This window comes from Companilactobacillus miaonis (assembly GCF_036913615.1).
Lineage (GTDB): Bacteria > Bacillota > Bacilli > Lactobacillales > Lactobacillaceae > Companilactobacillus.
Map to the genome: position 1 here is coordinate 24,560 of NZ_JAYKTX010000008.1, position 23,143 is coordinate 47,702.

Sequence of the window (23,143 nt, forward strand, 5' to 3'; positions counted from 1 at the left end):
TTGGATAAAATATTTGAACAATTAGAAACTTTGCTTGATCGTTACAGTGAATTGCAGGAATTGATGAGTGATCCTGAAGTTATCAACGATACTAAGCGCTACATGGCTTATTCTAAAGAAGAAGCCGACATGCGTGACGTCGTGGCAGCATTCAAGCATTATAAAGAGTTAAAAAAGAGTATCAGTGACAGTGATGAAATTTTACGTGAAACTGATGACCCTGAAATGACCGAAATGGCCAAAGATGAAATGGAATCGTCAAAAAAAGAATTAGATAAAGTCGAACATCAAATCACGCTTTTGATGCTCCCTAAGGATCCTAATGACGATAAAAATATCATTATGGAGATTCGTGGTGCTGCTGGTGGGGATGAAGCCAGTTTGTTCGCCGCTGATCTTTTGACAATGTACAGTAAGTACGCTGAAAAACAAGGTTGGACATTTGATATTATCGATGAAACTGACACTGAAGTAGGTGGTTACAAGGATGTTGCCGTTATGATCACTGGTGACAGTGTTTATTCGAAATTGAAGTATGAAAATGGGGCTCACCGTGTTCAAAGAATCCCTGCTACCGAATCTCAAGGTCGTGTTCACACTTCAACTGCCACGGTTGCTGTAATGCCTGAATATGATGAAGTAGATATTGATATTGACCCTAAGGACATTCGAACTGATGTTTATCGTTCATCTGGTGCTGGTGGTCAACATATCAATAAGACATCTTCAGCTGTTCGTATGACCCATATCCCAACTGGTATCGTGGTTGCCATGCAGGATCAACGTTCACAACAACAAAACCGTCAAAAAGCTATGCAAATTTTGAAATCTCGTGTTTATGACTACTATGAATCACAAAATCAAAATGAATACGATGAACAACGTAAATCTGCTGTTGGTACTGGTGATCGTTCTGAACGTATCAGAACTTATAATTATCCACAAAACCGTGTAACTGATCACAGAATCGGTTTATCATTGAATAAGTTGGACCGAGTTATGAATGGTGACCTCGAAGAAATCATCGATGCTTTAATCGTTGATGATCAAACTAAGAAGTTGGAGCAAATTCAAAGTGGAGAAGCTAAGCTATTCTAATGCCCTGAAAAGGGCTTTTTTAATGTTAAAGAGGGAAAATAAATTTCCTGATGATGCTCAATATCTAATGGAAGAGTTGAGTGGATTTAACTATACGCAATTACAACTGCACCGAAATGAAGAAGTTCCTAATGATATTTTGAGAAAATTTCGTCAAGGTGTGATCAAATTGGGGATGGATGTTCCTGTTCAATATATTCTCGGTTACGCTTATTTCATGAATCGTAATTTTACTGTCAACGAAAATGTTTTGATTCCTCGTCTTGATACTGAAGAGATGGTTCAAAAGATTATTGATGAACACGGTCCCACAAAAAAGAATATTTGTGATATTGGGACTGGCTCTGGAATCATTGCAATTACTTTAGCGTTGAATTTTCCTGACGACGAGATTTTAGCGACAGATATCTCAACTGATGCGTTAAGAGTGGCAGAATTGAACGCTGATAATTATCAGACGGAAAATTTATTTTTCTTGGAAAGTGATTTATTTAAGAGCATCAAACCACAAAAATTTGATGTCATAGTTTCTAATCCACCTTACATTGCACAGAGTGAAAAAAAGGACATGGATCCAAGTGTAATTAAATTTGAACCGGATTTGGCTTTATATGGAAGCGATAATGGTTTAGAATTCTATGAGAATATCGTTAAGGTAGTTGATGATTATCTTACAGATGATGGAATTTTGTACATGGAATTTGGATTTAGACAAAAAGATGCGATAAATAAAATTTTTTGTGATAATTTACCCAATTATGTTGTAGAATTTCATAAAGATATGAGTGGTAACTACCGATATCTAAAGGCTAAAAAGGAGATGTAGTATTTGGAAACTAAAATACTCAAGAGTACACAGATTCAAGAAGCTGCGGATTATTTAGCCGATGGACAGTTAGTAGCTTTTCCTACAGAAACTGTTTATGGGCTAGGAGCCGACGCAACAAGACCTGATGTAGTCAAAGAGGTTTATGCTGCAAAAGGACGTCCAAGCGACAATCCTTTAATTGTGCATGTTTTCGGGCCTGAGATGGTTTGGGAGTACGCAGATAATAGTTATAAGCCGTTAGCAGAAAAGCTAATGAAAGCTTTTTGGCCAGGTCCTTTGACAATAATTATGCCGATCCAACCCGGCAAACTTTCTAAAGCAGTTACTGGTGGCTTGTCGACTGCGGCTTTTCGTATGCCAAATAATCAGGCAACGTTAGACCTAATCAAGACTTTTGGCAAACCAATCGTTGGGCCATCCGCTAATACTAGTGGAAAACCAAGTCCAACCTTGGCTAAACACGTCTATCATGACTTGCACGGAAAGATTGCTGCTATCTTGGATGATGGTCCGACAAAACTTGGAGTTGAATCGACAGTAATTGATCTATCTGTTGATGTACCGACAATTTTACGCCCAGGGATGATAACAGTTGATGATTTATTAAAAGTCATAGATAATGTCAATAGTGATCATCACAAGGTTAAGGCCGGTGAGGTTCCAAAGGCACCAGGAATGAAATATAAGCACTATGCACCAAGCGCTCAAGTTGTAATCGTTGACGATAAAAATGACTTTGCCAAAGCAATTTCTGAATTCCGTCAAAAAGACGGTTCGTTAGGAGTTATGGCGGTTGACGATGTACTTGAAGACGTTCCAAGTGATGTATTGACTTACTCGCTGGGAAAAGATATCTACAGTGCTTCTAGAGACTTATTTGCTGGACTTCGTCAACTAGATCTTGATGGAGTAAAATTCATTCTTGCTCAAGGCTTTCCTAACGCTGATCATGGAGAAGCTTATAGCAATCGCTTAGACAAATCAGCTGGTAATACACATTATAAAAACTAAGGAGACACAAAATGTCTAAATTTACAGTATTGAACCACCCTTTGATCCAACATAAATTAACAATCATTAGAAATAAAAACACTGGTACAAAAGTATTCCGTGAAGTTGCTAATGAAATCGGTGAATTAATGGTATACGAAATTACTAGAGATTTACCTTTGAAAGACGTTGTCGTTGAAACACCTATGGGCAAATCAACTCAAAAAGTCCTTGCTGGTAAGAAATTAGCCGTTATTCCTATCCTTCGTGCCGGATTAGGTATGGTTGATGGTGTTTTGGAATTGATTCCAGCTGCTAAAGTCGGTCATATCGGTATGTACCGTGATGAAAAAACTTTGAAACCACATGAATACTTTGTTAAATTGCCAAGTGACATTGATCAACGTGAATTATTTATTGTTGATCCAATGTTAGCTACTGGTGGTTCAGCTAATATGGCAATCGATGCTTTGAAGAAGCGTGGAGCAAAACACATGCGTTTAGTAGTGCTCGTTGCTGCTCCAGAAGGCGTTAAAGCCGTTCAAGAAGCACATCCAGACGTTGACATTTATGCTGCATCTCTAGATGAAAAGATTACAGACAGTGGATATATCTTCCCAGGATTAGGTGATGCTGGTGATAGATTATTTGGGACAAAATAAAGATTTCATTGTTTGAATATATATAATTTAGTGTTATTATTTTGTGGTATCAATTGTTTTCAATAAGCGAAGAAAGGAGGGTTATTATTGGATGATAAGTATAAGTTTATTGATTTCTTAGGGTTAAGATTCAATGTTGCAAATGACTTATCAGTTCTTATCTCTGCAATCCTCGTTTTCATTTTGGTATTTGCATTATCCCGCAAGATCACAATGAGACCAGGTAAAGCACAGAATGTACTCGAATGGATGATTGATTTTACTAATGGGATTGTAAAATCGGCAATGCCTGATGGATCTGGTAGACGCTTTAATCTTTATGCGTTTGTATTATTCCTGTTTATCTTTGTTTCTAACCAATTAGGATTAATATTCCAAGTAAAGGTCGACGGTTTCACATATGTTAAATCACCAACAACCAATCCGTTGATAACAATGGGACTTGCTACGGTTTCACTGTTACTTTCACACTATTATGCTGTGAAGAAGTTTGGTTTTGGTGGTTACTTAGGTAACTATGCTAGACCGGTAAGTTTCTTACTACCAATTAACCTTCTGGAAGAATTTACAAACTTCCTAACATTGTCTCTACGTCTTTACGGTAATATATTTGCCGGTGAAGTACTTCTAGGACTTATTGGAACTGTTGCAAAAAGCGTTGGTGCTGTGACCTTCGTTGCAGCAATACCATTAGCCATGGTATGGCAAGGCTTTTCTGTATTTATTGGAGCCATCCAAGCGTATGTATTTACCACATTGTCTATGGTTTATATTTCACGTAAACTGGAAAAAGAATAACTTTTATTGGAGGATTTTAAATTATGAAAGATATTGCGGCAGCTCTTGCAGCTGGTATCGCTGCTCTTGGAGCATCAATCGGTAACGGACTTGTTATTTCAAAAACTCTTGAAGGTATGGCTCGTCAACCAGAAGTTGCTGATAAATTAAGAGGAACAATGTTCATTGGTGTTGGTCTTATTGAAGCTGTTCCTATTATTGCTATCGCTATTGCGTTCGTTATTCTTTTCGTTTAATACATACAATTTTTCGGCGATAAAAAATCGCCTTTTTATATGTATCTATTTGAAAGGAAGGAGTGAAGAATATTGGCAGGTTTATTAGTTCTCGGAGCTGGCAAAATAGCTTTGGGTGACATGCTTTTCATTCTTGTTTCTTTCATCATTTTGGCACTCGCAGTTAAGCATTTTGCTTGGGGTCCTGTTACAAAAATGATGGATGCCAGATCTGAAAAGATTACTGGTGATCTTGATTATGCGGATCAAGAGCGTGCTCGTGCCAAAAAGTTGGCAGCAGAACGTGAAAATGCATTAAAGAATTCACGTGCTGAAGCAGTCGGAATTGTTAATAAGGCAAAAGAAAGTGGTGAGACTCAAAAGAAGTCCATCCTATCTGACGCCCATAGCGAAGCTGAAGAAGTAAGACAAAGAGCTAGATCCGATGCACAAAAGGCTAAACAAGATGCTATGGCAGATGCACAAAAAGACATAGCAAACTTGTCTTTGGAAATTGCTTCAAAAGTTATTTCTAAAGAACTTAATGCGAACGATCAAAAGTCACTAATCGACTCTTATATTAAGGAGTTGACGGTAAATGAGTCTAAGTAAAAAACAAGTGGGAAAACGTTACAGTAAGGCACTTTTAGAAGTTGCCCAAGAACAAAATTCTGTTGAAGAAATGCTTACGGATTTAAAAATCTTAAAGCAAGTTTATGAAGAGAATCCTAGTTTAGGATTTGCTCTTGCAGGACGTTCTATTTCTCGCACTGAAAAGCTTAAGATTTTAGACACATTAAAGGGTAAATTTAGTACTTTAATGCAAGATTTTCTTAGTTTAGTTTTTGATAACAATCGTATGGACTGTATTTCAGAAATTGCTGATGCTTTTATTGAAAAGTATGACGAGACAAACGGCATTGTTGAAGCTACAGTTACGACTGCAGTCGATTTAGACGAAACTCAAGAAGAAAATCTGAAGTCAGTAATCAAAAATAGATTTTCAGTAAATGAAGTAAATTTAACGAAAATAGTTGATTCAAAAATCATCGGAGGGGTTATAATCCGTGTTGGAGACCAAGTCGTTGATGGTAGTGTAGTTAAGAGATTTAACGACATTAAGAAGACGCTATTAGTTAATAATTAAGTCGAGGTGAAAAGAATGAGCATCAAAACTGAAGAGATTAGTTCGCTGATCAAAGAACAGTTAAAGAACTATAAAAATGAACTCTCAGTTGATGAAGTAGGTACAGTTACATACGTCGGTGATGGTATTGCTCGTGCTAACGGCCTTGAAAATGCTATGGCTAGTGAATTACTAGAATTCCAAGACGGTACTTTTGGTGTGGCTCAAAACCTTGAAAGTGATGATGTTGGTATCATCATTTTAGGTAATTACGATAAAATCCGTGAAGGCGATACTGTTAAGAGAACAGGTCGTATCATGGAAGTCCCTGTTGGTGATGCAATGGTTGGACGTGTCGTTAATTCTTTGGGTCAACCAGTTGATGGTCTTGGTGAAATCAAGACTGACAAGACAAGACCTATCGAATCACCTGCACCCGGTGTTATGCAACGTAAGTCAGTTTTCGAACCTCTACAAACAGGTTTGAAGGCCGTTGACTCTCTTGTTCCTATTGGTCGTGGTCAACGTGAGTTGATCATTGGTGACCGTAAAACTGGTAAAACATCAATTGCCATCGATACTATTCTTAATCAAAAAGATCAAGATATGATTTGTATCTATGTTGCAATTGGACAAAAGGAATCAACAATTAGAGCCCAAGTTGAAACCTTAAGAAAGCATGGCGCAATGGATTACACAATCGTTGTTGAAGCTGGTCCAAGTCAACCAGCACCTATGCTTTATTTCGCACCATATTCTGGTGCTGCAATGGGTGAATATTTCATGTACAATGGTAAGCACGTTTTGATCGTCTATGATGATTTAAGCAAGCAAGCTAATGCCTATCGTGAAATTTCGCTATTGCTTCGTAGACCACCTGGGCGTGAAGCATATCCTGGTGATGTTTTCTACTTGCATTCACGTTTGCTAGAACGTGCTGCTAAGTTGAGTGACGATTTAGGTGGCGGTTCAATGACTGCTTTGCCTATCGTTGAAACACAAGCCGGTGATGTGTCAGCCTATATTCCAACTAATGTTATTTCTATCACTGATGGACAGATTTTCTTGAGTAGTGATATGTTCCACTCAGGTTCACGTCCAGCTATTGATGCTGGTACTTCTGTTTCTCGTGTTGGTGGGGATGCCCAAATTAAGGCTATGAAGAAAGTTGCTGGTACTTTGCGTCTAGATCTTTCTTCATATCATGAATTGGAATCATTTGCACAATTTGGTTCAGATCTTGACGAAGCTACAAAGGCAAAACTAGATCGTGGTCGTCGTACTGAGGAAGTTCTAAAACAACCCGTACACTCACCAGTTCCTGTTGAAAAACAAGTTTTGATTTTGTTTGCTTTGACAAGAGGATATTTGGACGAAATTAACGTTGATGATATTAAAGAATATGAAGCTTCACTTTCTGAATATTTTGACGCAAATCATGCTGATCTATTACAAACAATCAAAGAAAAAGGTACATTACCTGATGAAGACACATTGAAGTCAGCTGTAAGTGAATTTACACAAAACTTTGTTGCTTCAAAGTCTGATTCAGATAGTAAGCAAGACAATAAATAATACTGGAGGTTTGAATAATGGCTGAGTCCCTTATGGATATAAAGAGAAGAATTTCTTCTACTAAGAAAACCGGTCAAATTACAAAGGCTATGCAAATGGTCTCTGGTGCTAAACTCTCTCGTATTGAAAAGAAGTCTATTGCTTATCAATTGTATGAAAAAAAGGTTGAAGCTATTGTTAGACATTTAACTGCGGCTGATGTGTTTAAAGAATTATCAATTTCTGATGATTCGACTGATCCGCTAAGTCTCAATAGTCTTCTTAAAGTTCGTGAAGTCAAGAAGACCGCTTATGTCGTTATTACTAGTGACCGTGGTCTTGTTGGTGGATACAATAGTAATATTTTAAAAGCAATGATGGATCTTTTCCAAAAGAAATATCATGGTGATAAAAGTAAATTTACTATCATTTCCCTAGGTGCCACTGGTACTGCTTTCTTCAAAGCTCGTGGTTTCGATATTGCTTATGAATATACAGGTTTACCTGATATTCCAACAGTTGAAGATATCACACCAATCATGAAGACAATGTTGCAAATGTATCAAGCAGAGTTGTTTGACGAAATTGATATTTGTCATAATCATCATGTCAATTCATTAGTTTCTAATTTTACGACTCAAAAGCTTTTGCCATTGACTGAACCTGATGACGTTACTTCTGAAGAACAACAAGTAGCTAGTGAATACATCACTGAACCAAACCCTAAAGCAGTTTTATCTGCAATTGTGCCTCAATATATTGAGTGTTTAGTTTTAGGAGCAATGATGGATGCAAAAACAGCAGAGCATGCCGCTTCTGTAACTGCTATGAAGAGTGCTTCTGATAATGCTGATGATCTTATTTCAAGTTTGTCACTACATTATAATCGTGCTCGTCAAGCTCAAATCACTACAGAAATCACCGAAATCATCGGTGGAGCTGCTGCACTAGAATAGTTTAGAAAGGAGCCAAATAATGAGTAGCAAAGGTAAAGTTATTCAGGTAATTGGACCCGTTGTCGATGTTGAGTTTGCCATTGATGGTGACTTACCAGAAATTAACGATGCGCTAAAAGTTAAGAAAAACGATGGATCCACTATTACCCTTGAAGTTGCTCTAGAACTAGGTGATGGCGCCTTGCGTGCTATTTCCATGAGTTCTACTGATGGACTTCAAAGAGGTGCTGAAGTTATTAACACTGCCGGCCCAATTTCTGTACCAGTTGGTAAAGAAACATTAGGTCGTGTGTTTAACGTTTTAGGTGAATCAATCGATGGAGGCAAGGAATTTCCTGCAGACTTCCCAAGACATAGTATTCACCGTCCAGCACCTGCTTATGATCAATTAAATACATCAACAGAAATTCTTGAAACAGGAATCAAAGTTATCGACCTTCTCGAACCTTATGTTCGTGGTGGTAAAGTTGGTTTGTTCGGTGGTGCCGGTGTTGGTAAAACCGTTTTGATTCAAGAGTTAATTCACAATATTGCCGAAGAGCATGGTGGTATTTCAGTATTTACTGGTGTTGGTGAAAGAACACGTGAAGGTAATGACCTTTATTATGAAATGAAGGAATCCGGTGTTCTATCTAAAACAGCCATGGTTTATGGCCAAATGAACGAATCACCTGGTGCTCGTATGCGTGTTGCCTTAACAGGTTTGACGATTGCTGAGTACTTCCGTGATGTTGAAGGACAAGATGTTCTATTGTTTATCGATAACATCTTTAGATTTACCCAAGCGGGTTCAGAAGTTTCTGCCTTGCTTGGTCGTATGCCATCTGCCGTTGGTTATCAACCAACATTGGCTACAGAAATGGGTCAATTGCAAGAAAGAATCACTTCAACTAAGAAGGGTTCAATCACGTCAATTCAAGCCGTTTATGTTCCTGCCGATGATTATACTGATCCTGCTCCAGCAACAACTTTCGCTCACTTGGATGCTACAACTAATTTGGAACGTAGATTGACACAACAAGGTATTTATCCAGCTGTTGATCCACTAGCTTCATCATCAGTTGCCCTTGATCCAGATGTTATCGGTCAAGAACACTATGATGTTGCTACAGAAGTTCAAGAGGTTCTTCAAAGATATCACGAACTACAAGATATTATTTCTATCTTGGGTATGGACGAATTGTCTGATGAAGAAAAAACTGTTGTTGCTCGTGCAAGACGTATCCAATTCTTCTTGTCACAGAACTTCAGTGTTGCTGAACAATTTACTGGTGTCCCAGGTTCTTATGTTCCAGTTGAAGAAACTGTTAAAGACTTCCGTGCTATCTTAGATGGTAAATACGATGATATTCCAGAAGATGCTTTCAATGGTGTCGGTGGAATTGATGACGTAATTGCTAAAGCTAAGAAGATGGGCTGGCAACCAGCTGATGGTCAAGCAGAAGACGACAATGAAGCAGTCGCTAATTAACAGAAGGAGGAAATAATATGCCTGGAAATGTTATGAAGGTCAATATTGTTACTCCCGATGGTGTTGTCTATGATCATCACACAAATCTCGTTGTTTTGAGTACTATTGATGGAGAAATTGGTGTCATGGCTCACCATGCTCCAATTATTGCTCCATTGATCATTGATGAAGTTCGTGTTCGTCGTGTTGATAAACCTCATCATGAAGACTCAATTGCTGTAAATGGCGGATTTTTGGAGTTTAGTAATGGTCTAGTTTCAATCGTAGCTAATAGTGCCGAAAGAGCTAGAGATATTGATTTAAGACGTGCTAAGTATGCTAAGCAAAAAGCTGAAAAGACTATCAAAGTTGCTGAAGAAAAACACAACGTTGATGATTTGGCTCGTGCTCAAGTATCCTTGCGTAAAGCTATTAATAGAATTAACGTAAGTTCACATCGTAATTAATATAAAAAAAAGACTGAGGAAACTCGGTCTTTTTTTATTCGCTTAAATTAATCTAAAGTATTGGTTTTATACCCCAAAATTCCTTGTTAAAATGTTAATATCTAAAAAAGTGAGGTTTATAAAATGACAAATCTAGGAATAAATGCAATAATTACGCTTGTAAGCCATATTATCTTTATCTGGATAAGCTTTAATCTACTACAGGTAGTCGATTGGAAAAAGATTTATAACAAAACCAATCCTAAAATGTTACAATTACTTGTAGCGTTTCTTGCAATCGCTCTTGGTTATACTGTAAGCTCTTTTTTCATGAGTATTTTTAGTCTAGTCCAGAATATAGCCTTGCTTTTTTAAATGATTCCAGGTTTTGGAGGAGAATATTGTGCAACAAATAATCGTAAATGGACCTACGCAATTAAAGGGAAATGTAAGAATTGAAGGTGCTAAGAATGCTGCGTTACCGATTTTGGCAGCGACTATTTTAGCATCTAAGGGTAAAACCTCCTTAACAAATATCCCTCCGTTATCAGATGTAATTACAATGTCAAAAGTTTTAAAAGCTTTGGATGCCAAAGTTTCATATGATGAATTTGATGAAGTTTTAACGGTCGATACTAGTGAAGGAACATCTACTACAGCTCCTGAAGAACTCGTTGATAAGATGCGTGCTTCAATTGTTGTCTTAGGTCCTTTGTTGGCTAGAAATAAGGAAGCCCACGTTGCGATGCCTGGTGGCTGTGCAATTGGTTCTAGACCTATTGATTTGCATATTAAGGGTCTTGAAGCAATGGGTGCCAGATTTAATCAAAATGGTGGCTTTATTGATGCCAAAACTGAAGGGTTACATGGTGCAAACATTTATCTAGATTTCCCAAGTGTTGGTGCTACTCAAAATATTATGATGGCAGCTACGTTAGCTGATGGTGAAACCGTCATTGATAACGCTGCTAGAGAACCAGAAATTGTTGATTTAGCAAACGTCTTAAGTAAGATGGGGGCTGAAGTTACTGGAGCAGGTACAAATACTGTGAAGATTCACGGTGTCGAAAGTCTTCATGGTTGTGAACATTCAATCATGCAAGATCGAATCGAAGCTGGGACATTCATGGTAGCTGCTGCTGTAACAAACGGTGATATTTTTATCAAGGATGCCGTTGCAGCCCATAATCGTCCTCTTATTTCAAAATTAATTGAAATGGGTGTAGGAATCGATGAAACCGATGAAGGTATCAGAGTTCAAGGAACTAATCAATTAAAACCAGTTGACGTCAAAACAATGCCACATCCTGGTTTTCCAACAGACATGCAAGCTCAAATGACTTTAGCCCAATTGTTGAGTGTTGGAACAACTGTAATGACAGAAACAGTGTTTGAAAACAGATTTATGCATTTCCCTGAATTCGGAAAAATGAAGGCAGATTATAAAATTGAAGGTAATTCAGTAATCATGTTCGGCCCTGCACAATTAAGTGGTGCTAACGTTGCTGCAACAGATTTGCGTGCAGCTGCTGCACTAGTTTTAGCTGGATTAGTTGCTGAAGGCGAGACAAGGGTTTCTAACCTTCAATATTTAGATCGTGGATATTACCACTTCACTGAGAAATTAAGAAACTTAGGCGCAAACATTAGACGTGTTGCTGTCGATGAGTCTGGTCGAGAAAGTTTAGTATTGAATACAATACCAAGTGTTACGAAATTGGCTTAAACTTAGCTTAAGGGAGTGGAATTTCCACTTCTTTTTTTATTGGCAATTTAATGATTGAGCTGGTTATGATATACTTTTTGTGTTTAGATTTTGGAGGATTACGTATGTCGAAATATCTAGGAATTGATTTGGGTACAGCAAATGTACTTATTGATGTAAAAGGCGAGGGAATTGTGCTTAATGAACCCTCTGTCGTAGCAATTAATACGAATAATAACGATGTCGTAGCCGTTGGTAAAGATGCTTATATGATGGTTGGTAGAACTCCAGCTAATATTAAAGCTATTCGTCCCTTAAAGGATGGCGTGATAGCTGACTTTGATATTACTGAGAAAATGCTTCAATATTTTATTGATAAATTGAATATGAGAAGTCGTTTTTCAAAACCAACTATTATGATTTGTGCACCAACTAACGTTACGCCTGTCGAGCAAAAGTCTATTATTGAAGCCGCTGAACAAGCTGGTGGAGGTAAGGTCTATTTGCAATTGGAACCAAAAGTTGCAGCGGTTGGTGCTGGACTTGATATCTTTAAACCACAAGGAAATATGGTTATTGATATTGGTGGTGGTACGAGTGATATCGCCGTTATTTCAATGGGAGATATCGTTACGAGTCGCTCATTACGTTTTGCGGGCGATAAAATGACTAGTGCCATTCAAGCTTTTGTTAAGCAAAATCACGCTTTGATCATTGGTGAAAGAACTGCCGAACAAATTAAAATAGAAATTGGTTGTGTAATGGATGCTGATGAAAACAAGACTTTCTCAGCTAGCGGAATTGATATTGTAACTGGTTTACCAAAAGAAATTACTATCAATGAAGTTGAAGTCCAAAAAGCATTGGCTGATGGTGTTGATCAAATTGTTGAAGCTGCAAAAAATGTTTTGGAGCAAACTCCTCCAGAATTATCAGGTGATATAATTGATCGTGGTATTATGCTAACTGGTGGTGGAGCACTATTGAGAAATCTCGATAAATTGTTATCCGACAAGTTGCAGGTACCAGTTTTGTTGACTGATAGCCCACTTGACTCTGTTGCACTAGGTACTGGTGTTTTGCTAGAAAATATCGAAAAACATAAGAAATACTAGGGTAAATTATGAAAAGAGATTTTGGTAAAGAATATCGCCATGATATTTTTAAGAAAATTGGTTGGGTACTATTATTAATGTTAATATTTTTAGTTTTGGGTATGTTAATTGGCTCTACTCTAGGTGGATCAAATCCATTGGCTGTATTATGGCCTGGTACGTGGATGCATATGTTCGACTTTTTGAGGTAATATGTTAAAAAAAATTTTAATTGGAATCGTTAGATTCTATCAAAAATTCATATCACCTGTATTGCCACCTAGTTGTCGATACTACCCAACGTGTTCGACTTACTTTATTGATGCGGTAAAAAAGCACGGTGGAATTTTAGGTACTGTCATGGGGATTGCAAGAATAATACGTTGTAATCCCTTTGTGCGTGGTGGAGTAGATCCCGTACCAGATAATTTCACTATTTTTAGAAATCCTCATCCGGAAAAATATGAAGATGAAATTATTGCAAAAAAATTTCATAACAAAGAATAGGAAAGATTCAATGTCTAGAAGAAAAAAAGCAGTTGAAATAAATTTAAAAGATATCAGTAGTGATCCTGAAACTTATGAGCTTTGGGATGGCAAACATTATATCGGAACAATCAAAAAAGACGGGGACCGTTACTTGTCATTTGTTGAAAGCAATGATACTCCCTTTAAGTCGGTAAAATTTGATGATGCGATTAATGAACTGTTGATGCAATACAATTTACATAATCATTAATAGGTGTAGGTATGCAAATAAGAAATGAAAAGAAAAATAATGATGTGGATTCAAGAATTGATTATGGGATAATCTTTTCGGTCATGATGTTAGCCATTATTGGTTTAATGTCGATTTATGTCGCCACGATTCAAGATTCACAGAATCCGTTGCGAAATGTTATCTCACAATTGGCTTGGTATGTCTTAGGGGCAATTATCATCGTCATAATTATGCAGTTTGATGCTGAACAGTTATGGCAAGTCGCGACGATTGCTTACTTTTTTGGACTGGCGTTATTGGTTCTGGTTTTAATCTTTTACAGTCGAGCTTATGCAGCCAATACTGGTGCGAAAAGTTGGTTCGCTATTGGATCATTTACGTTTCAGCCATCTGAGGTGATGAAGCCGGCCTTTATTTTGATGCTAGGGAAAGTTATTACCAATCATAATAGTGAGTACTCACATACGATCAAAAACGACTTCATGTTGCTTGGAAAGCTCTTCTTGTGGACATTACCAGTCATGGTCTTGTTGAAATTACAAAATGACTTTGGTACGATTTTGGTTTTCGTGGCAATTCTTGGAGGAATGATTTTAGTTTCTGGAATTGACTGGCGGATTCTTTTGATTGGATTCCTCATTGTGGCTGTCGTGGGTGGAACCGCCCTCTTATTTGCGACGACTGATTGGGGACGTCAAATCCTAGGAAACTTTGGTTTCAGATCATATCAATTTGCCCGAATTGATAGTTGGCGTAATCCCTCAGCTGATACGACTGAGAACGGTTATCAGATTTGGCAGAATATGAAGGCGATTGGTTCAGGACAATTATTCGGTAAAGGATTCAATGTTTCTAACGTTTATGTTCCAGTTCGAGAATCAGATATGATTTTCTCTGTGATCGGTGAAAACTTTGGATTTGTTGGTTCTTGTGTCTTGATTCTGTTGTATTTCTTGCTAATTTATCAAATGATTCAAGTAACGTTTGATACTAAGAATGAATTTTATGCCTATGTTTCAACAGGTGTAATCATGATGATTTTGTTCCATGTTTTTGAAAATATTGGTATGAGTGTTGGATTATTACCATTGACTGGTATTCCACTACCATTTATCTCTCAAGGTGGTTCAGCTTTGTTAGGTAATATGATTGGTATAGGTTTGATTATGTCAATGAGATTCCATCACAAGAGTTATATGTTTGAAAATGGTACTTTTAAGCAAAGGTAGGAATTAATTATGAGTGATAAGAAAAATTATTATTGGGTAAAAAAGGGTGAGCATACGACACGTATAGGTTTAACTAAAGAGGCTCAAGAGACTTTAGGCGATGTCAAATATGTTGAACTACCTGATCTAAATTCTGAAATCAAACAAGGCGAATCGAGTGGAGAAATTGAAGCTCAAAAAGCTGTTGTGGAGCTAGAATCCCCAGTTAGTGGTAAGATCGTCAAGGTGAATGATAAATTAAATGATAATCCTGAATTATTAAATGGTACCGAAAAAGACGCTTGGTTCTTTGAAGTAAATAATTAAATTTTTAAAATTTATCTTTTTATCGCTGCATATTTCTTGCAACATTTTTTAATAACTGTTTAAATTATCCTTGGAATTAATAAATGAATGGGGATAGTTTAGAATGAAAATCTTAGGTGAAAAAATTCGCCACTACAGAAAACTCAGAGGTATTTCTCAATCTGAGTTAGCTGATGGTATTTGTACACAGGCAACTGTCAGCCTGATTGAAAAAAAAGACAAGATTCCAAGTATGGAAATATTGGTTCGCATTTGTGAGAGACTGGGTATCACAATGAACCTTGTTATCGTCAATGACGATAGTCAGATTTATTCAATAATTAGTGACATTAAAAAGTCATTTTATCAAGATGATTTTGCTGGAATTAGTGATAAACTGTGTAAGCTTAAAAACATCAACGTTAATAACAAACAAGAAATTAAGCTAATTCACTTCTTCCATGGTTTAATTGAATATGTTACTAACAAGAATTATGACAAGGCAATTTTTGATTTCAATCGCGCTATGAATGTGAATATTGCTAATGTTGACATGTATGATATTTTAATTGATGTCTTCACAGCTAAGGCATATATCAATAAGAAATCTGTTGACGAAGCTAGAGTTTATTACGATCAAGCTAAAGACTTGATCAAATCTAGTTTGGATAAGATCGGTGATGAAAATTACCATGATAGTATTTTGATTTATGCTAATATGTCTGATTTATCATTGAGATTAGATGATAATCAAAAGGCAATTGAATATGCCAATGAAGGTATCTTCATTGCTAGAAAAGAACAGACACTATTCAAGCTTGATGAAATGTATTGTTACTTAGCTGATGCTGGTACTCGTGTTGGTCAAAAGACTGATGAGGATTACATTAAAGCATATGTGATTTCAAGCATTAGTGAAAACAAACAAGTTTTTGAAAAATTAAAATCTAAAGTAAAAGATATGCATTTGAATATCTTTTAAATAAAAATAATTTATTAAATTCCAAAAAAAGAGGAACGATTCAATTGAATCGTTCCTCTTTTTGTATTTAATTATTTTCTAGGTTTCTTGATAGCATTGTTGTCAAGATCAGTTCTAACTACTAGTACATCACAAGCAGCTGTTCTAGTTACATATTCAGTAACTGAACCAATCAATAATCTTTCCATAGCGTTGAGACCAGTAGCACCGATCATAATCAAATCAACGCCTAATTTCTTTGGAAAATCAGTTGCGATGATTGATTTTGGAGCACCGTATTCAATACTATAATCAATTTCGTCTAATCCGGCATCCTTAGCCGTTTTAACGTAACTTTTCACAGTTTCCTTAGCTTTTTCTGTAATTTGTTCAACCATTGTTGAATCGAAGCTAGAGACGTTCTGAAAGGCCCTAGTATCGATGACATGAAGCAAGTGTACAGCAGCGTTATTTCTTTTTGCTACTTCGACTGCTTTCTTAAAAGCTAATTCAGCTTCAAATGAACCATCAATTGGTACGAGAATGTTTTTATATTGTTGTAACATAAGTATCACCCCGTTAGTGTAGTATTACTGCTTTTATACTTTCATTTTAGTTGATTGAGACCAATAAATACAGTCATCAGCGAATATTTGCTAAATAAATTGAAAAAGCAGCCGCAATCAAACTACCTAGTATTAGAGTAATTAAATTCATTTCTTTTGTTCCAATCAATAAAATGACAATACCTAAAATTGAGACTAATACTAGTAAGACACTAGTGAAACGCATAATATTTTTCATCGTCAAATTTTCATTTGGTGAATAGATCAGAAACTTTTTATCACTGTGAGACCATAATGTATATGCTAATGCTAAAAGAAAAATAATGAAAAATATCATTAGTACTTTAATTATCATGAATATTTAACCCCGTTTTGAATTCTTTTTCCATTCTTGTATTTGTTGTAGGCGCATATTTAAAGCTTGCTCATATTTACCAGTTGCATTTGGTTGGTAATATTGTTTATTAACTAAATTATCAGGTAAATACTGTTGATTGACCCAAGAATTAGGATAGTTATGGGGATATTTATAGTCGATCCCATGACCTAATTTTTTAGCACCAGAATAATGAGCATCCTTCAAATCATCCGGAATTGAGTTAGCGTGACCACTACGAACATCAGTCAATGCATTATCAATTGCTACCATGCCTGAATTTGATTTTGGACAGAGACATAAATCAATAACGGCATCGGCTAACGGAATTCTAGCTTCGGGCAAACCGACCATCTGTGCTACTTGAGCGGCGGAAACTGCTCGGGCACAAGCTTGAGGATTGGCAAGTCCAACGTCTTCATAAGCACAAACTAGTAAACGTCTGATGGCACTTGTCAATTCACCGGCCTCAAGTAAGCGGGCCAAATATAAGAGAGCAGCGTTTGGATCACTGCCACGAATTGACTTCTGGAAGGCAGAAATAACATCGTAATGGCTGTCACCATTTTTATCGGCAGAGATAGCTTTTCTTTGAATCGATTCTTCAATAGCTTGTAAGTCAATGTGAATCAATTCTTTTTCGTCAGGTTTAGTAGATAATACTGATAATTCCAAACCATTTAATATGCTACGTAAATCACCATTGGTTGAATTAACTAATAAATCCAAGGCGTTTTCATCTAATTTGACGTTGTACTTGCCCAAGCCGTTCTTATCATCACTTAGGGCTCTTTTAACAGCTTTTTTTAGATCATCACTATCAAGTGGATGTAATTCGAAAATTTGCACACGAGAGCGAATAGCAGGGCTTATATTGATGTATGGATTTTCAGTAGTAGCACCAATTAAAATAATTGAACCACTTTCCAGAAGTGGCAAGAGAAAGTCTTGTTTAGTCTTGTCTAATCGATGGATTTCATCAAGCAAAAGGACAACTGTTCCACTCATTTTTGCTTCTTCGGCTACAATCTGTAGATCTTTTTTGCTGTCAGTTGCGGCATTTAATTTTCTAAAAGCGTATTTGGTACTTCCCGCAATTGCACTAGCAATACTAGTTTTACCAATCCCAGGAGGACCGTAAAGAATCATTGATGAAAGCATTTTGGCTTCAACCATGCGCCGAATAATTTTATGTGGGCCGACTAAATGTTGTTGCCCAACGACTTCATCAATATTTGTCGGTCGCATTCGATATGCTAATGGTTTTTGCATAATTCCTCCTATATAATTAATATGTATATTTTACATCAAAGGACTGAGAACATGTTTGATAAAAAAGATTTTCAAGTTTTCGATGATGATACTTTGGACGGACGTTTGAATTTGATCAGAAACCAACTCGATCCTAAATTTGAATCGTTCGGCCAAGAATTATTGAAAGCACTCGAAACAGAATATCAGCAACAGTTTTTTATGAAGATTGCTAAGCATCAACGTCGGACCAAAAATCCACCACCTGATACTTGGTTAGCAATCAACCAAGATAAAAAGGGCTATAAGAAAACACCGCATTTGGAATTTGGCTTATGGCCAGATCGGTATTTTATTACATTTAGCTTGTTAGCCGACATTCGTAATAGAAATAATTATTATCCAATATTAAATGAGTATCAAAGTAAAATCATAACAGAAGGCTGGGGAGTGTCAAATGATCATACCTCCAGTACTTTGAAAAAATCGACCGATTTTGAGCAAGTAATCGCTCATTATCAAAAAGTTAAGTCGAGTGATTTAGTAGTTGGATTTGAGTTACTCAAAGATGATCCAATTGTTTTAGAAGGAAATTACGATCGGATGCTGAAAGATAAATTTCTTCAATTGAGCAAGTACTTGGTTATTTTTAATCAGGAAGTGGATAAGTGAGGAAAATAGTGTAATTCTTTTGTTGGGGTTGGAAGACGGTATCCTATTTTTTGCAAATGATCAGTAAAGTCTGAAGTGGATATTATTCTATTTAGAATGAGTGAAGAACTAGTTTATAGTTCGGATACGTTATGGTTTTTCAATTTTTAATTAATTTAAATTGATATAAAAATAGAGGATCTTATTAGAATCGCAGTGATTACTGCAGTCTAGTAAGATCCTCTTTTTTAAAGGAATGGAAAGCAAATACCCAAAAAAAATAAAAAAATACATCCACCAATAAGTGAATGTATTTTTGACCAAAATATTAAAGAATTTGGTTGTAGTATTCAACGATCAATGATTCGTCAACATTTGGTTCTAGTTCGTCACGTTCTGGAACACGAACAAGTGAGCCAGTCAATGTGTTGTCATCGAATGTAACGAAACCAGGACGTCCAACAACGTTTTCAAGGTTATCCTTAACAATTGCAAGGTCCTTTGACTTTTCACGAAGGCTGATCTTTTGACCAACTTTAACTTCGTATGAAGGAATATCAACACGTTTGCCATCAACAGTGATGTGACCATGGTTTACAAGTTGACGAGCTTGTGGACGTGAGCTTGCTAAACCTAAACGGTAAACTAAGTTATCCAATCTTTCTTCAAGAAGGATCATCAAGTTAACACCGTGGATTCCTTCCATTTTACCGGCACGGTTAAATAGGTTACGGAATTGACGTTCGTTAACATCATACATGAAACGTAACTTTTGCTTTTCAGCTAATTGTTGACCGTATTCTGAAACCTTACGACGGCCACCGTTTGGTCCATGTTGACCAGGGGCATAGTTTCTACGGGCAATTTCTTTACCTGTACCTGAAAGTGAAATTCCTAAACGACGTGATAATTTCCAACGAGGTCCTGTATATCTTGACATAAAATAAATTCCTCCAAAATGTTTGTCTGGAGTAAAATAATTAACTAGAACTTAGCATTCGTGCAGTTATCGTTACAAGTTTCGCCGTGCGCAGCCACAGGTTACTAATTGAACTAAATCGTCGATAACTGTTGACGTTCTTGCCGTCCTTTGCTGCATATTTTACACGAAGACTAGTGTAACGTGATTGATATCAATTGTCAAAGGTAATTTTTTTCTAATAGTTTAAAACTTTATTATGAAAAACCGATAGCACTAATAATAGTAATAATATTTGGTATAATTTCTTAAAGATAAGACTGAATTGTCATTAGGGGTGTAAAAGTGTTCGCAATTATTATTGGAATAATCTTAGTCATCTTGGTCTTCTTATGGTATATGTGGTTTTTGCAAAAGAAGAATGCTGCCACATTAAATAAGCTAAAGGACCAAACGGACCGATTAAAAAAAGCTAAATTAGATGAAAAAATTGAAAAACTTGAGCAGATGAAATTAGCTGGTGCTAGTAGTGATCGTTTCCATCAACTAGAAACTTCCTATAAAAAACAAATTGATCAAGTTTTTCCAAATATTTTAAAAGAGATCAGAAGTGCTGAGTACAAAAATACAGAATTTAAAGTCTTTGGTTCAGCTAACGAATTAAAGAAAGTCGCTTCTGAAGTTGATAGTTTTGAAAAAGAATTAGGTGAAATTTCTAAAGGATTTGAAGATCTCTTAGTCAGCAATGAACTCAATGCGACTCACAGTGAAGAATTGCAAAAACAATATCAAACCCTCAGAAAACAAGTTTTAACACAATCCTTTAATTATGGACCGGCGACAGAACGTCTAGAAGATGAGTTATCAGAGATTGCCAATCTACTAGATAAAGAAAAACAACTGACCAATAAAGGTGATCACATTGAAGCCAGTCAATATCTAGATGATGTTAAATTAAAATTAGGTTTAATTACTGATCAGTTGAAAGTAATTGAACCTTTGTATCATGATCTGAATGAAGTTTTCCCTGGCCAAATCGATGAAATTAAATTTGTTTACCAAAAAATGGTTAAGCAATATTATCAATTTCAAGCTGATATTGACCAGTTACTTACCGATGTTCAGGCTGAAATCGATGAATCCAATACTAAGTTAGGGGATTTAAACTTTGATGCTGTCAATACTAACAATGAAGATATTAAGCAAAGAATCGATGATCTTTATGAAACTTTGACTTTGGAAATCGATGGCAAAAAGTCAGTCCTAAAAGAACAAAAGCCAGTCTTGGATTATTTAAATCATGCAGTTTTCCAACACAATCGTTTGGATAAAAGAATTCGCAAATTACAAGAAGGTTATATTTTAACGGACAAAACAGTTAAGACGTTTAATGATAATTTGCAATTACTCAATGAAGTTCGTAGTGAATATGATAGTGATGTGCAAAGTATCGCTGACAAACAAGTGATTTTTTCTGAAGTTAAAGAAGATTTTAAAGAGATCGTTAAGCATTTGGACGATATTGAAGCCAGTGAAAAGACCATCAATGATGATTTGAATCAGATGTTGTCCAGTGAACAAATAGCTCGTGGAAGTGTTGATGACTACGCTAAGCGTCTCGAAATTCAGAAAAAGATGGTCGAACAATTACGTTTGAATGGTTTACCGGATGATTATTTGGATTACTTCTATATGGTTTATGATGAAATCAATAAATTGTATGATGAGTTAGATGCTGATCAAATCAATATGGAGGACATCAGTAAACAAGTTATCGTTACTCAAGAGGATTTGAGTAATTTAATTGAAAAAACTAAGAAATTGAAGTACAACGTACTTCTTTGTGAAAAACTTTTACAATACGCTAACCGTTATGCCAACAAAAATCCAGAATTTACGGATCAATTAGTTAGAGCTCGGGCTTTGTTTGACACTGATTATAATTATGATGAGGCGGTAGAAGTGATTTCTAAAGCGCTTGAAGAAGTTGAATCAGGTTCAGTTGCTCGAATAAAAGAAACAATTAATGCATAATGGTATAGTTTTGTGTTAAGTTATAAGAGATAAAATTTTAGGCCTTCTGGGCCTTTTTATTTTGGTGAGGCAGAAATGATATATTTTGATAATAGTGCAACAACAAAAGTTAATGATTCTGTTTTAAAAACTTACAATGCTGCTAGTGAGCAATACTTCGGTAATCCTTCTAGTTTGCATAAATTAGGTTTGAAAGCATATGAATTGTTAGAAACTTCTCGTAAACAAATTGCGAGTCAATTAGGTTTTAAACAAGATGAGGTTGTTTTTACCAGTGGTGGTACAGAGGGGAATAACTGGATCATCAAAGGTACAGCATTCAAGAAGCGTGAATTCGGTAAACATATTATCACTACTGAAATTGAACATCCTTCAGTCCTTAATACGATGCATCAACTTGAAGAATTAGGCTTTGAAGTCACTTATTTACCAGTTGATAAAACCGGTCACATCAGTGCAGATGATTTGAAGAAAGCTATCAGAAAAGATACAATTTTGGTTTCGACTATGGCTGTTAATAATGAAATCGGAGCTATTCAACCAATTCATGAGATTGCTAATGTGTTAAAGGATTACCCAAGTATCAGTTATCACGTTGACTCAGTTCAAGCAATTGGTAAGAATTTACAAGATAGATTTATGGATCCTCGAGTTGATTATTATACTTTCTCTGGACATAAGTTCCACGCACCACGTGGAATCGGCTTCATTTATATGAAGGAAGGCAAGCAACTTGAACCTTTGATGGCAGGTGGCGGTCAAGAGTCTAATCTTCGTAGTGGAACTGAAAATACACCTGCAATTGCGGGAATGGCTAAGGCTATTCGTCTGTTAAAAGAAAATGAAGCTCAAAAAGCAGACAAGATGGAACATTTAAAGGAAAAATTAGTTAACCACTTGAAGACTTTAGATAACGTTCACGTATTCTCACAAATTGGCGATGATTTTGCACCACACATTATTTGTTTTACTATTGATGGCGTACGTGGTGAAACGATTGTCCACACTTTTGAAGAACGTGATATTTATATTTCTACAACTAGTGCTTGTTCTTCTAAGAAGGGCTTAGAATCAGGTACTTTGAAGGCAATGAATGTTCAAGAAAAGGTTGCTACCAGTGCTGTTCGGGTTAGTCTGGACGAAAGCAATACTGAAAGTGAAATGGATGAATTTATTAAGAATTTGGATGAGATCCACGATCATTTCCAAATTTTGAATTAGGAGATT

Annotated in this window: 28 protein-coding genes; 24 read left to right on the forward strand and 4 right to left on the reverse strand. The window is 36.3% G+C overall.

The annotated features are described in order from the left end of the window. The 21 genes from prfA (at nucleotide 1) to U8521_RS08120 (ending at nucleotide 16,140) form a co-directional block, all read left to right on the forward strand. A complete protein-coding gene (prfA, locus tag U8521_RS08020) occupies nucleotides 1–1,098 on the forward strand; it encodes a peptide chain release factor 1 (protein WP_334332701.1) in 1,098 nt (365 codons plus the stop codon). Further along, nucleotides 1,043–1,924 carry a peptide chain release factor N(5)-glutamine methyltransferase gene (gene prmC, locus U8521_RS08025; protein ID WP_334352446.1) on the forward strand — a complete coding sequence of 294 codons (882 nt, stop codon included), beginning with the start codon at nucleotides 1,043–1,045 and terminating at the stop codon, nucleotides 1,922–1,924. Before prfA ends, prmC begins: the two co-directional genes overlap by 56 nt. A gap of 3 nt (nucleotides 1,925–1,927) precedes the next feature. Beyond that, nucleotides 1,928–2,938, forward strand: coding sequence for an L-threonylcarbamoyladenylate synthase (locus U8521_RS08030; protein WP_334332700.1), 1,011 nt, complete (start codon nucleotides 1,928–1,930; stop codon nucleotides 2,936–2,938). Nucleotides 2,939–2,949: 11 nt separating this feature from the next. Further along, nucleotides 2,950–3,579: a uracil phosphoribosyltransferase gene (gene upp, locus U8521_RS08035; RefSeq protein WP_135371311.1), complete on the forward strand. Its 630-nt coding sequence runs from the start codon at nucleotides 2,950–2,952 to the stop codon at nucleotides 3,577–3,579. Between the two features lie 87 nt (nucleotides 3,580–3,666). Continuing rightward, nucleotides 3,667–4,377, forward strand: a complete 711-nt coding sequence (gene atpB, locus U8521_RS08040; RefSeq protein ID WP_334332699.1) for a F0F1 ATP synthase subunit A — start codon at nucleotides 3,667–3,669, stop codon at nucleotides 4,375–4,377. 23 nt (nucleotides 4,378–4,400) lie between these two features. Further along, a complete protein-coding gene (gene atpE / locus U8521_RS08045) occupies nucleotides 4,401–4,613 on the forward strand; it encodes a F0F1 ATP synthase subunit C (RefSeq protein ID WP_010020175.1) in 213 nt (70 codons plus the stop codon). Between the two features lie 69 nt (nucleotides 4,614–4,682). Beyond that, on the forward strand, nucleotides 4,683–5,204 hold the full coding sequence (gene atpF / locus U8521_RS08050) for a F0F1 ATP synthase subunit B (protein WP_442885975.1): 522 nt from the start codon (nucleotides 4,683–4,685) through the stop codon (nucleotides 5,202–5,204). Continuing rightward, a complete protein-coding gene (gene atpH, locus U8521_RS08055) occupies nucleotides 5,191–5,739 on the forward strand; it encodes an ATP synthase F1 subunit delta (protein WP_334332698.1) in 549 nt (182 codons plus the stop codon). The genes atpF and atpH overlap by 14 nt, the downstream gene beginning before the upstream one ends. 15 nt (nucleotides 5,740–5,754) lie before the next feature. Then, nucleotides 5,755–7,293, forward strand: coding sequence for a F0F1 ATP synthase subunit alpha (gene atpA, locus U8521_RS08060; protein ID WP_334332697.1), 1,539 nt, complete (start codon nucleotides 5,755–5,757; stop codon nucleotides 7,291–7,293). A 17-nt stretch (nucleotides 7,294–7,310) separates the two neighbouring features. Then, on the forward strand, nucleotides 7,311–8,228 hold the full coding sequence (locus tag U8521_RS08065; protein WP_334332696.1) for a F0F1 ATP synthase subunit gamma: 918 nt from the start codon (nucleotides 7,311–7,313) through the stop codon (nucleotides 8,226–8,228). 19 nt (nucleotides 8,229–8,247) lie between these two features. Then, a complete protein-coding gene (gene atpD, locus U8521_RS08070) occupies nucleotides 8,248–9,699 on the forward strand; it encodes a F0F1 ATP synthase subunit beta (protein WP_442885970.1) in 1,452 nt (483 codons plus the stop codon). Between the two features lie 17 nt (nucleotides 9,700–9,716). Next, the gene (locus tag U8521_RS08075; protein WP_334332695.1) at nucleotides 9,717–10,145 is read left to right on the forward strand and encodes a F0F1 ATP synthase subunit epsilon; all 429 of its coding nucleotides are present in this window, start codon (nucleotides 9,717–9,719) and stop codon (nucleotides 10,143–10,145) included. A gap of 123 nt (nucleotides 10,146–10,268) precedes the next feature. Next, on the forward strand, nucleotides 10,269–10,499 hold the full coding sequence (locus U8521_RS08080) for a DUF1146 family protein (protein WP_135371318.1): 231 nt from the start codon (nucleotides 10,269–10,271) through the stop codon (nucleotides 10,497–10,499). Between the two features lie 28 nt (nucleotides 10,500–10,527). Then, nucleotides 10,528–11,850, forward strand: a complete 1,323-nt coding sequence (gene murA / locus U8521_RS08085) for a UDP-N-acetylglucosamine 1-carboxyvinyltransferase (RefSeq protein ID WP_334332694.1) — start codon at nucleotides 10,528–10,530, stop codon at nucleotides 11,848–11,850. A gap of 104 nt (nucleotides 11,851–11,954) precedes the next feature. Continuing rightward, entirely contained in the window at nucleotides 11,955–12,944 is a 990-nt protein-coding gene (locus U8521_RS08090) for a rod shape-determining protein (RefSeq protein ID WP_334332693.1), read from the forward strand. A gap of 77 nt (nucleotides 12,945–13,021) precedes the next feature. Beyond that, entirely contained in the window at nucleotides 13,022–13,135 is a 114-nt protein-coding gene (locus U8521_RS12765) for a DNA-directed RNA polymerase subunit beta (protein ID WP_442886149.1), read from the forward strand. Between the two features lies 1 nt (nucleotide 13,136). After that, nucleotides 13,137–13,430 (forward strand): membrane protein insertion efficiency factor YidD, encoded by a 294-nt coding sequence (gene yidD, locus U8521_RS08100; protein ID WP_334332691.1) that lies wholly within the window; start codon nucleotides 13,137–13,139, stop codon nucleotides 13,428–13,430. A gap of 10 nt (nucleotides 13,431–13,440) precedes the next feature. Continuing rightward, a complete protein-coding gene (locus tag U8521_RS08105; protein ID WP_334332690.1) occupies nucleotides 13,441–13,662 on the forward strand; it encodes a DUF2969 family protein in 222 nt (73 codons plus the stop codon). Between the two features lie 11 nt (nucleotides 13,663–13,673). Next, nucleotides 13,674–14,873 (forward strand): FtsW/RodA/SpoVE family cell cycle protein, encoded by a 1,200-nt coding sequence (locus U8521_RS08110; RefSeq protein WP_334332689.1) that lies wholly within the window; start codon nucleotides 13,674–13,676, stop codon nucleotides 14,871–14,873. 9 nt (nucleotides 14,874–14,882) lie between these two features. Next, nucleotides 14,883–15,179, forward strand: coding sequence for a glycine cleavage system H family protein (locus U8521_RS08115; RefSeq protein WP_334332688.1), 297 nt, complete (start codon nucleotides 14,883–14,885; stop codon nucleotides 15,177–15,179). A gap of 103 nt (nucleotides 15,180–15,282) precedes the next feature. Further along, the gene (locus U8521_RS08120) at nucleotides 15,283–16,140 is read left to right on the forward strand and encodes a helix-turn-helix domain-containing protein (protein WP_334352392.1); all 858 of its coding nucleotides are present in this window, start codon (nucleotides 15,283–15,285) and stop codon (nucleotides 16,138–16,140) included. Between the two features lie 71 nt (nucleotides 16,141–16,211). On the opposite strand, the gene U8521_RS08125 is transcribed toward U8521_RS08120, so the two are convergent. The 3 genes from U8521_RS08125 to U8521_RS08135 all read right to left on the reverse strand — a co-directional run bounded on the left by U8521_RS08125 (nucleotide 16,212) and on the right by U8521_RS08135 (nucleotide 18,333). Next, entirely contained in the window at nucleotides 16,212–16,685 is a 474-nt protein-coding gene (locus U8521_RS08125; RefSeq protein ID WP_334332686.1) for a universal stress protein, read from the reverse strand. Between the two features lie 76 nt (nucleotides 16,686–16,761). Further along, nucleotides 16,762–17,040, reverse strand: a complete 279-nt coding sequence (locus U8521_RS08130) for a hypothetical protein (RefSeq protein ID WP_334332685.1) — start codon at nucleotides 17,038–17,040, stop codon at nucleotides 16,762–16,764. 6 nt (nucleotides 17,041–17,046) lie between these two features. Beyond that, on the reverse strand, nucleotides 17,047–18,333 hold the full coding sequence (locus U8521_RS08135; RefSeq protein ID WP_334332684.1) for a replication-associated recombination protein A: 1,287 nt from the start codon (nucleotides 18,331–18,333) through the stop codon (nucleotides 17,047–17,049). Between the two features lie 51 nt (nucleotides 18,334–18,384). Between U8521_RS08135 and U8521_RS08140 the strand changes: the two genes are divergently transcribed. After that, nucleotides 18,385–18,984, forward strand: coding sequence for a DUF1054 family protein (locus U8521_RS08140; protein WP_334332683.1), 600 nt, complete (start codon nucleotides 18,385–18,387; stop codon nucleotides 18,982–18,984). 307 nt (nucleotides 18,985–19,291) lie between these two features. Here U8521_RS08140 and rpsD read toward each other — a convergent pair whose 3' ends face one another. Then, nucleotides 19,292–19,903 (reverse strand): 30S ribosomal protein S4, encoded by a 612-nt coding sequence (gene rpsD / locus U8521_RS08145; RefSeq protein WP_334332682.1) that lies wholly within the window; start codon nucleotides 19,901–19,903, stop codon nucleotides 19,292–19,294. A 324-nt stretch (nucleotides 19,904–20,227) separates the two neighbouring features. Here rpsD and U8521_RS08150 point away from each other — a divergent pair, with 324 nt between their 5' ends. Together U8521_RS08150 and U8521_RS08155 are read left to right on the forward strand one after the other, a co-directional pair. Next, nucleotides 20,228–21,916: a septation ring formation regulator EzrA gene (locus U8521_RS08150; RefSeq protein ID WP_334352393.1), complete on the forward strand. Its 1,689-nt coding sequence runs from the start codon at nucleotides 20,228–20,230 to the stop codon at nucleotides 21,914–21,916. A 75-nt stretch (nucleotides 21,917–21,991) separates the two neighbouring features. Further along, the gene (locus U8521_RS08155; protein WP_334332680.1) at nucleotides 21,992–23,137 is read left to right on the forward strand and encodes a cysteine desulfurase family protein; all 1,146 of its coding nucleotides are present in this window, start codon (nucleotides 21,992–21,994) and stop codon (nucleotides 23,135–23,137) included. The last annotated feature ends 6 nt before the right edge of the window (nucleotides 23,138–23,143 follow it).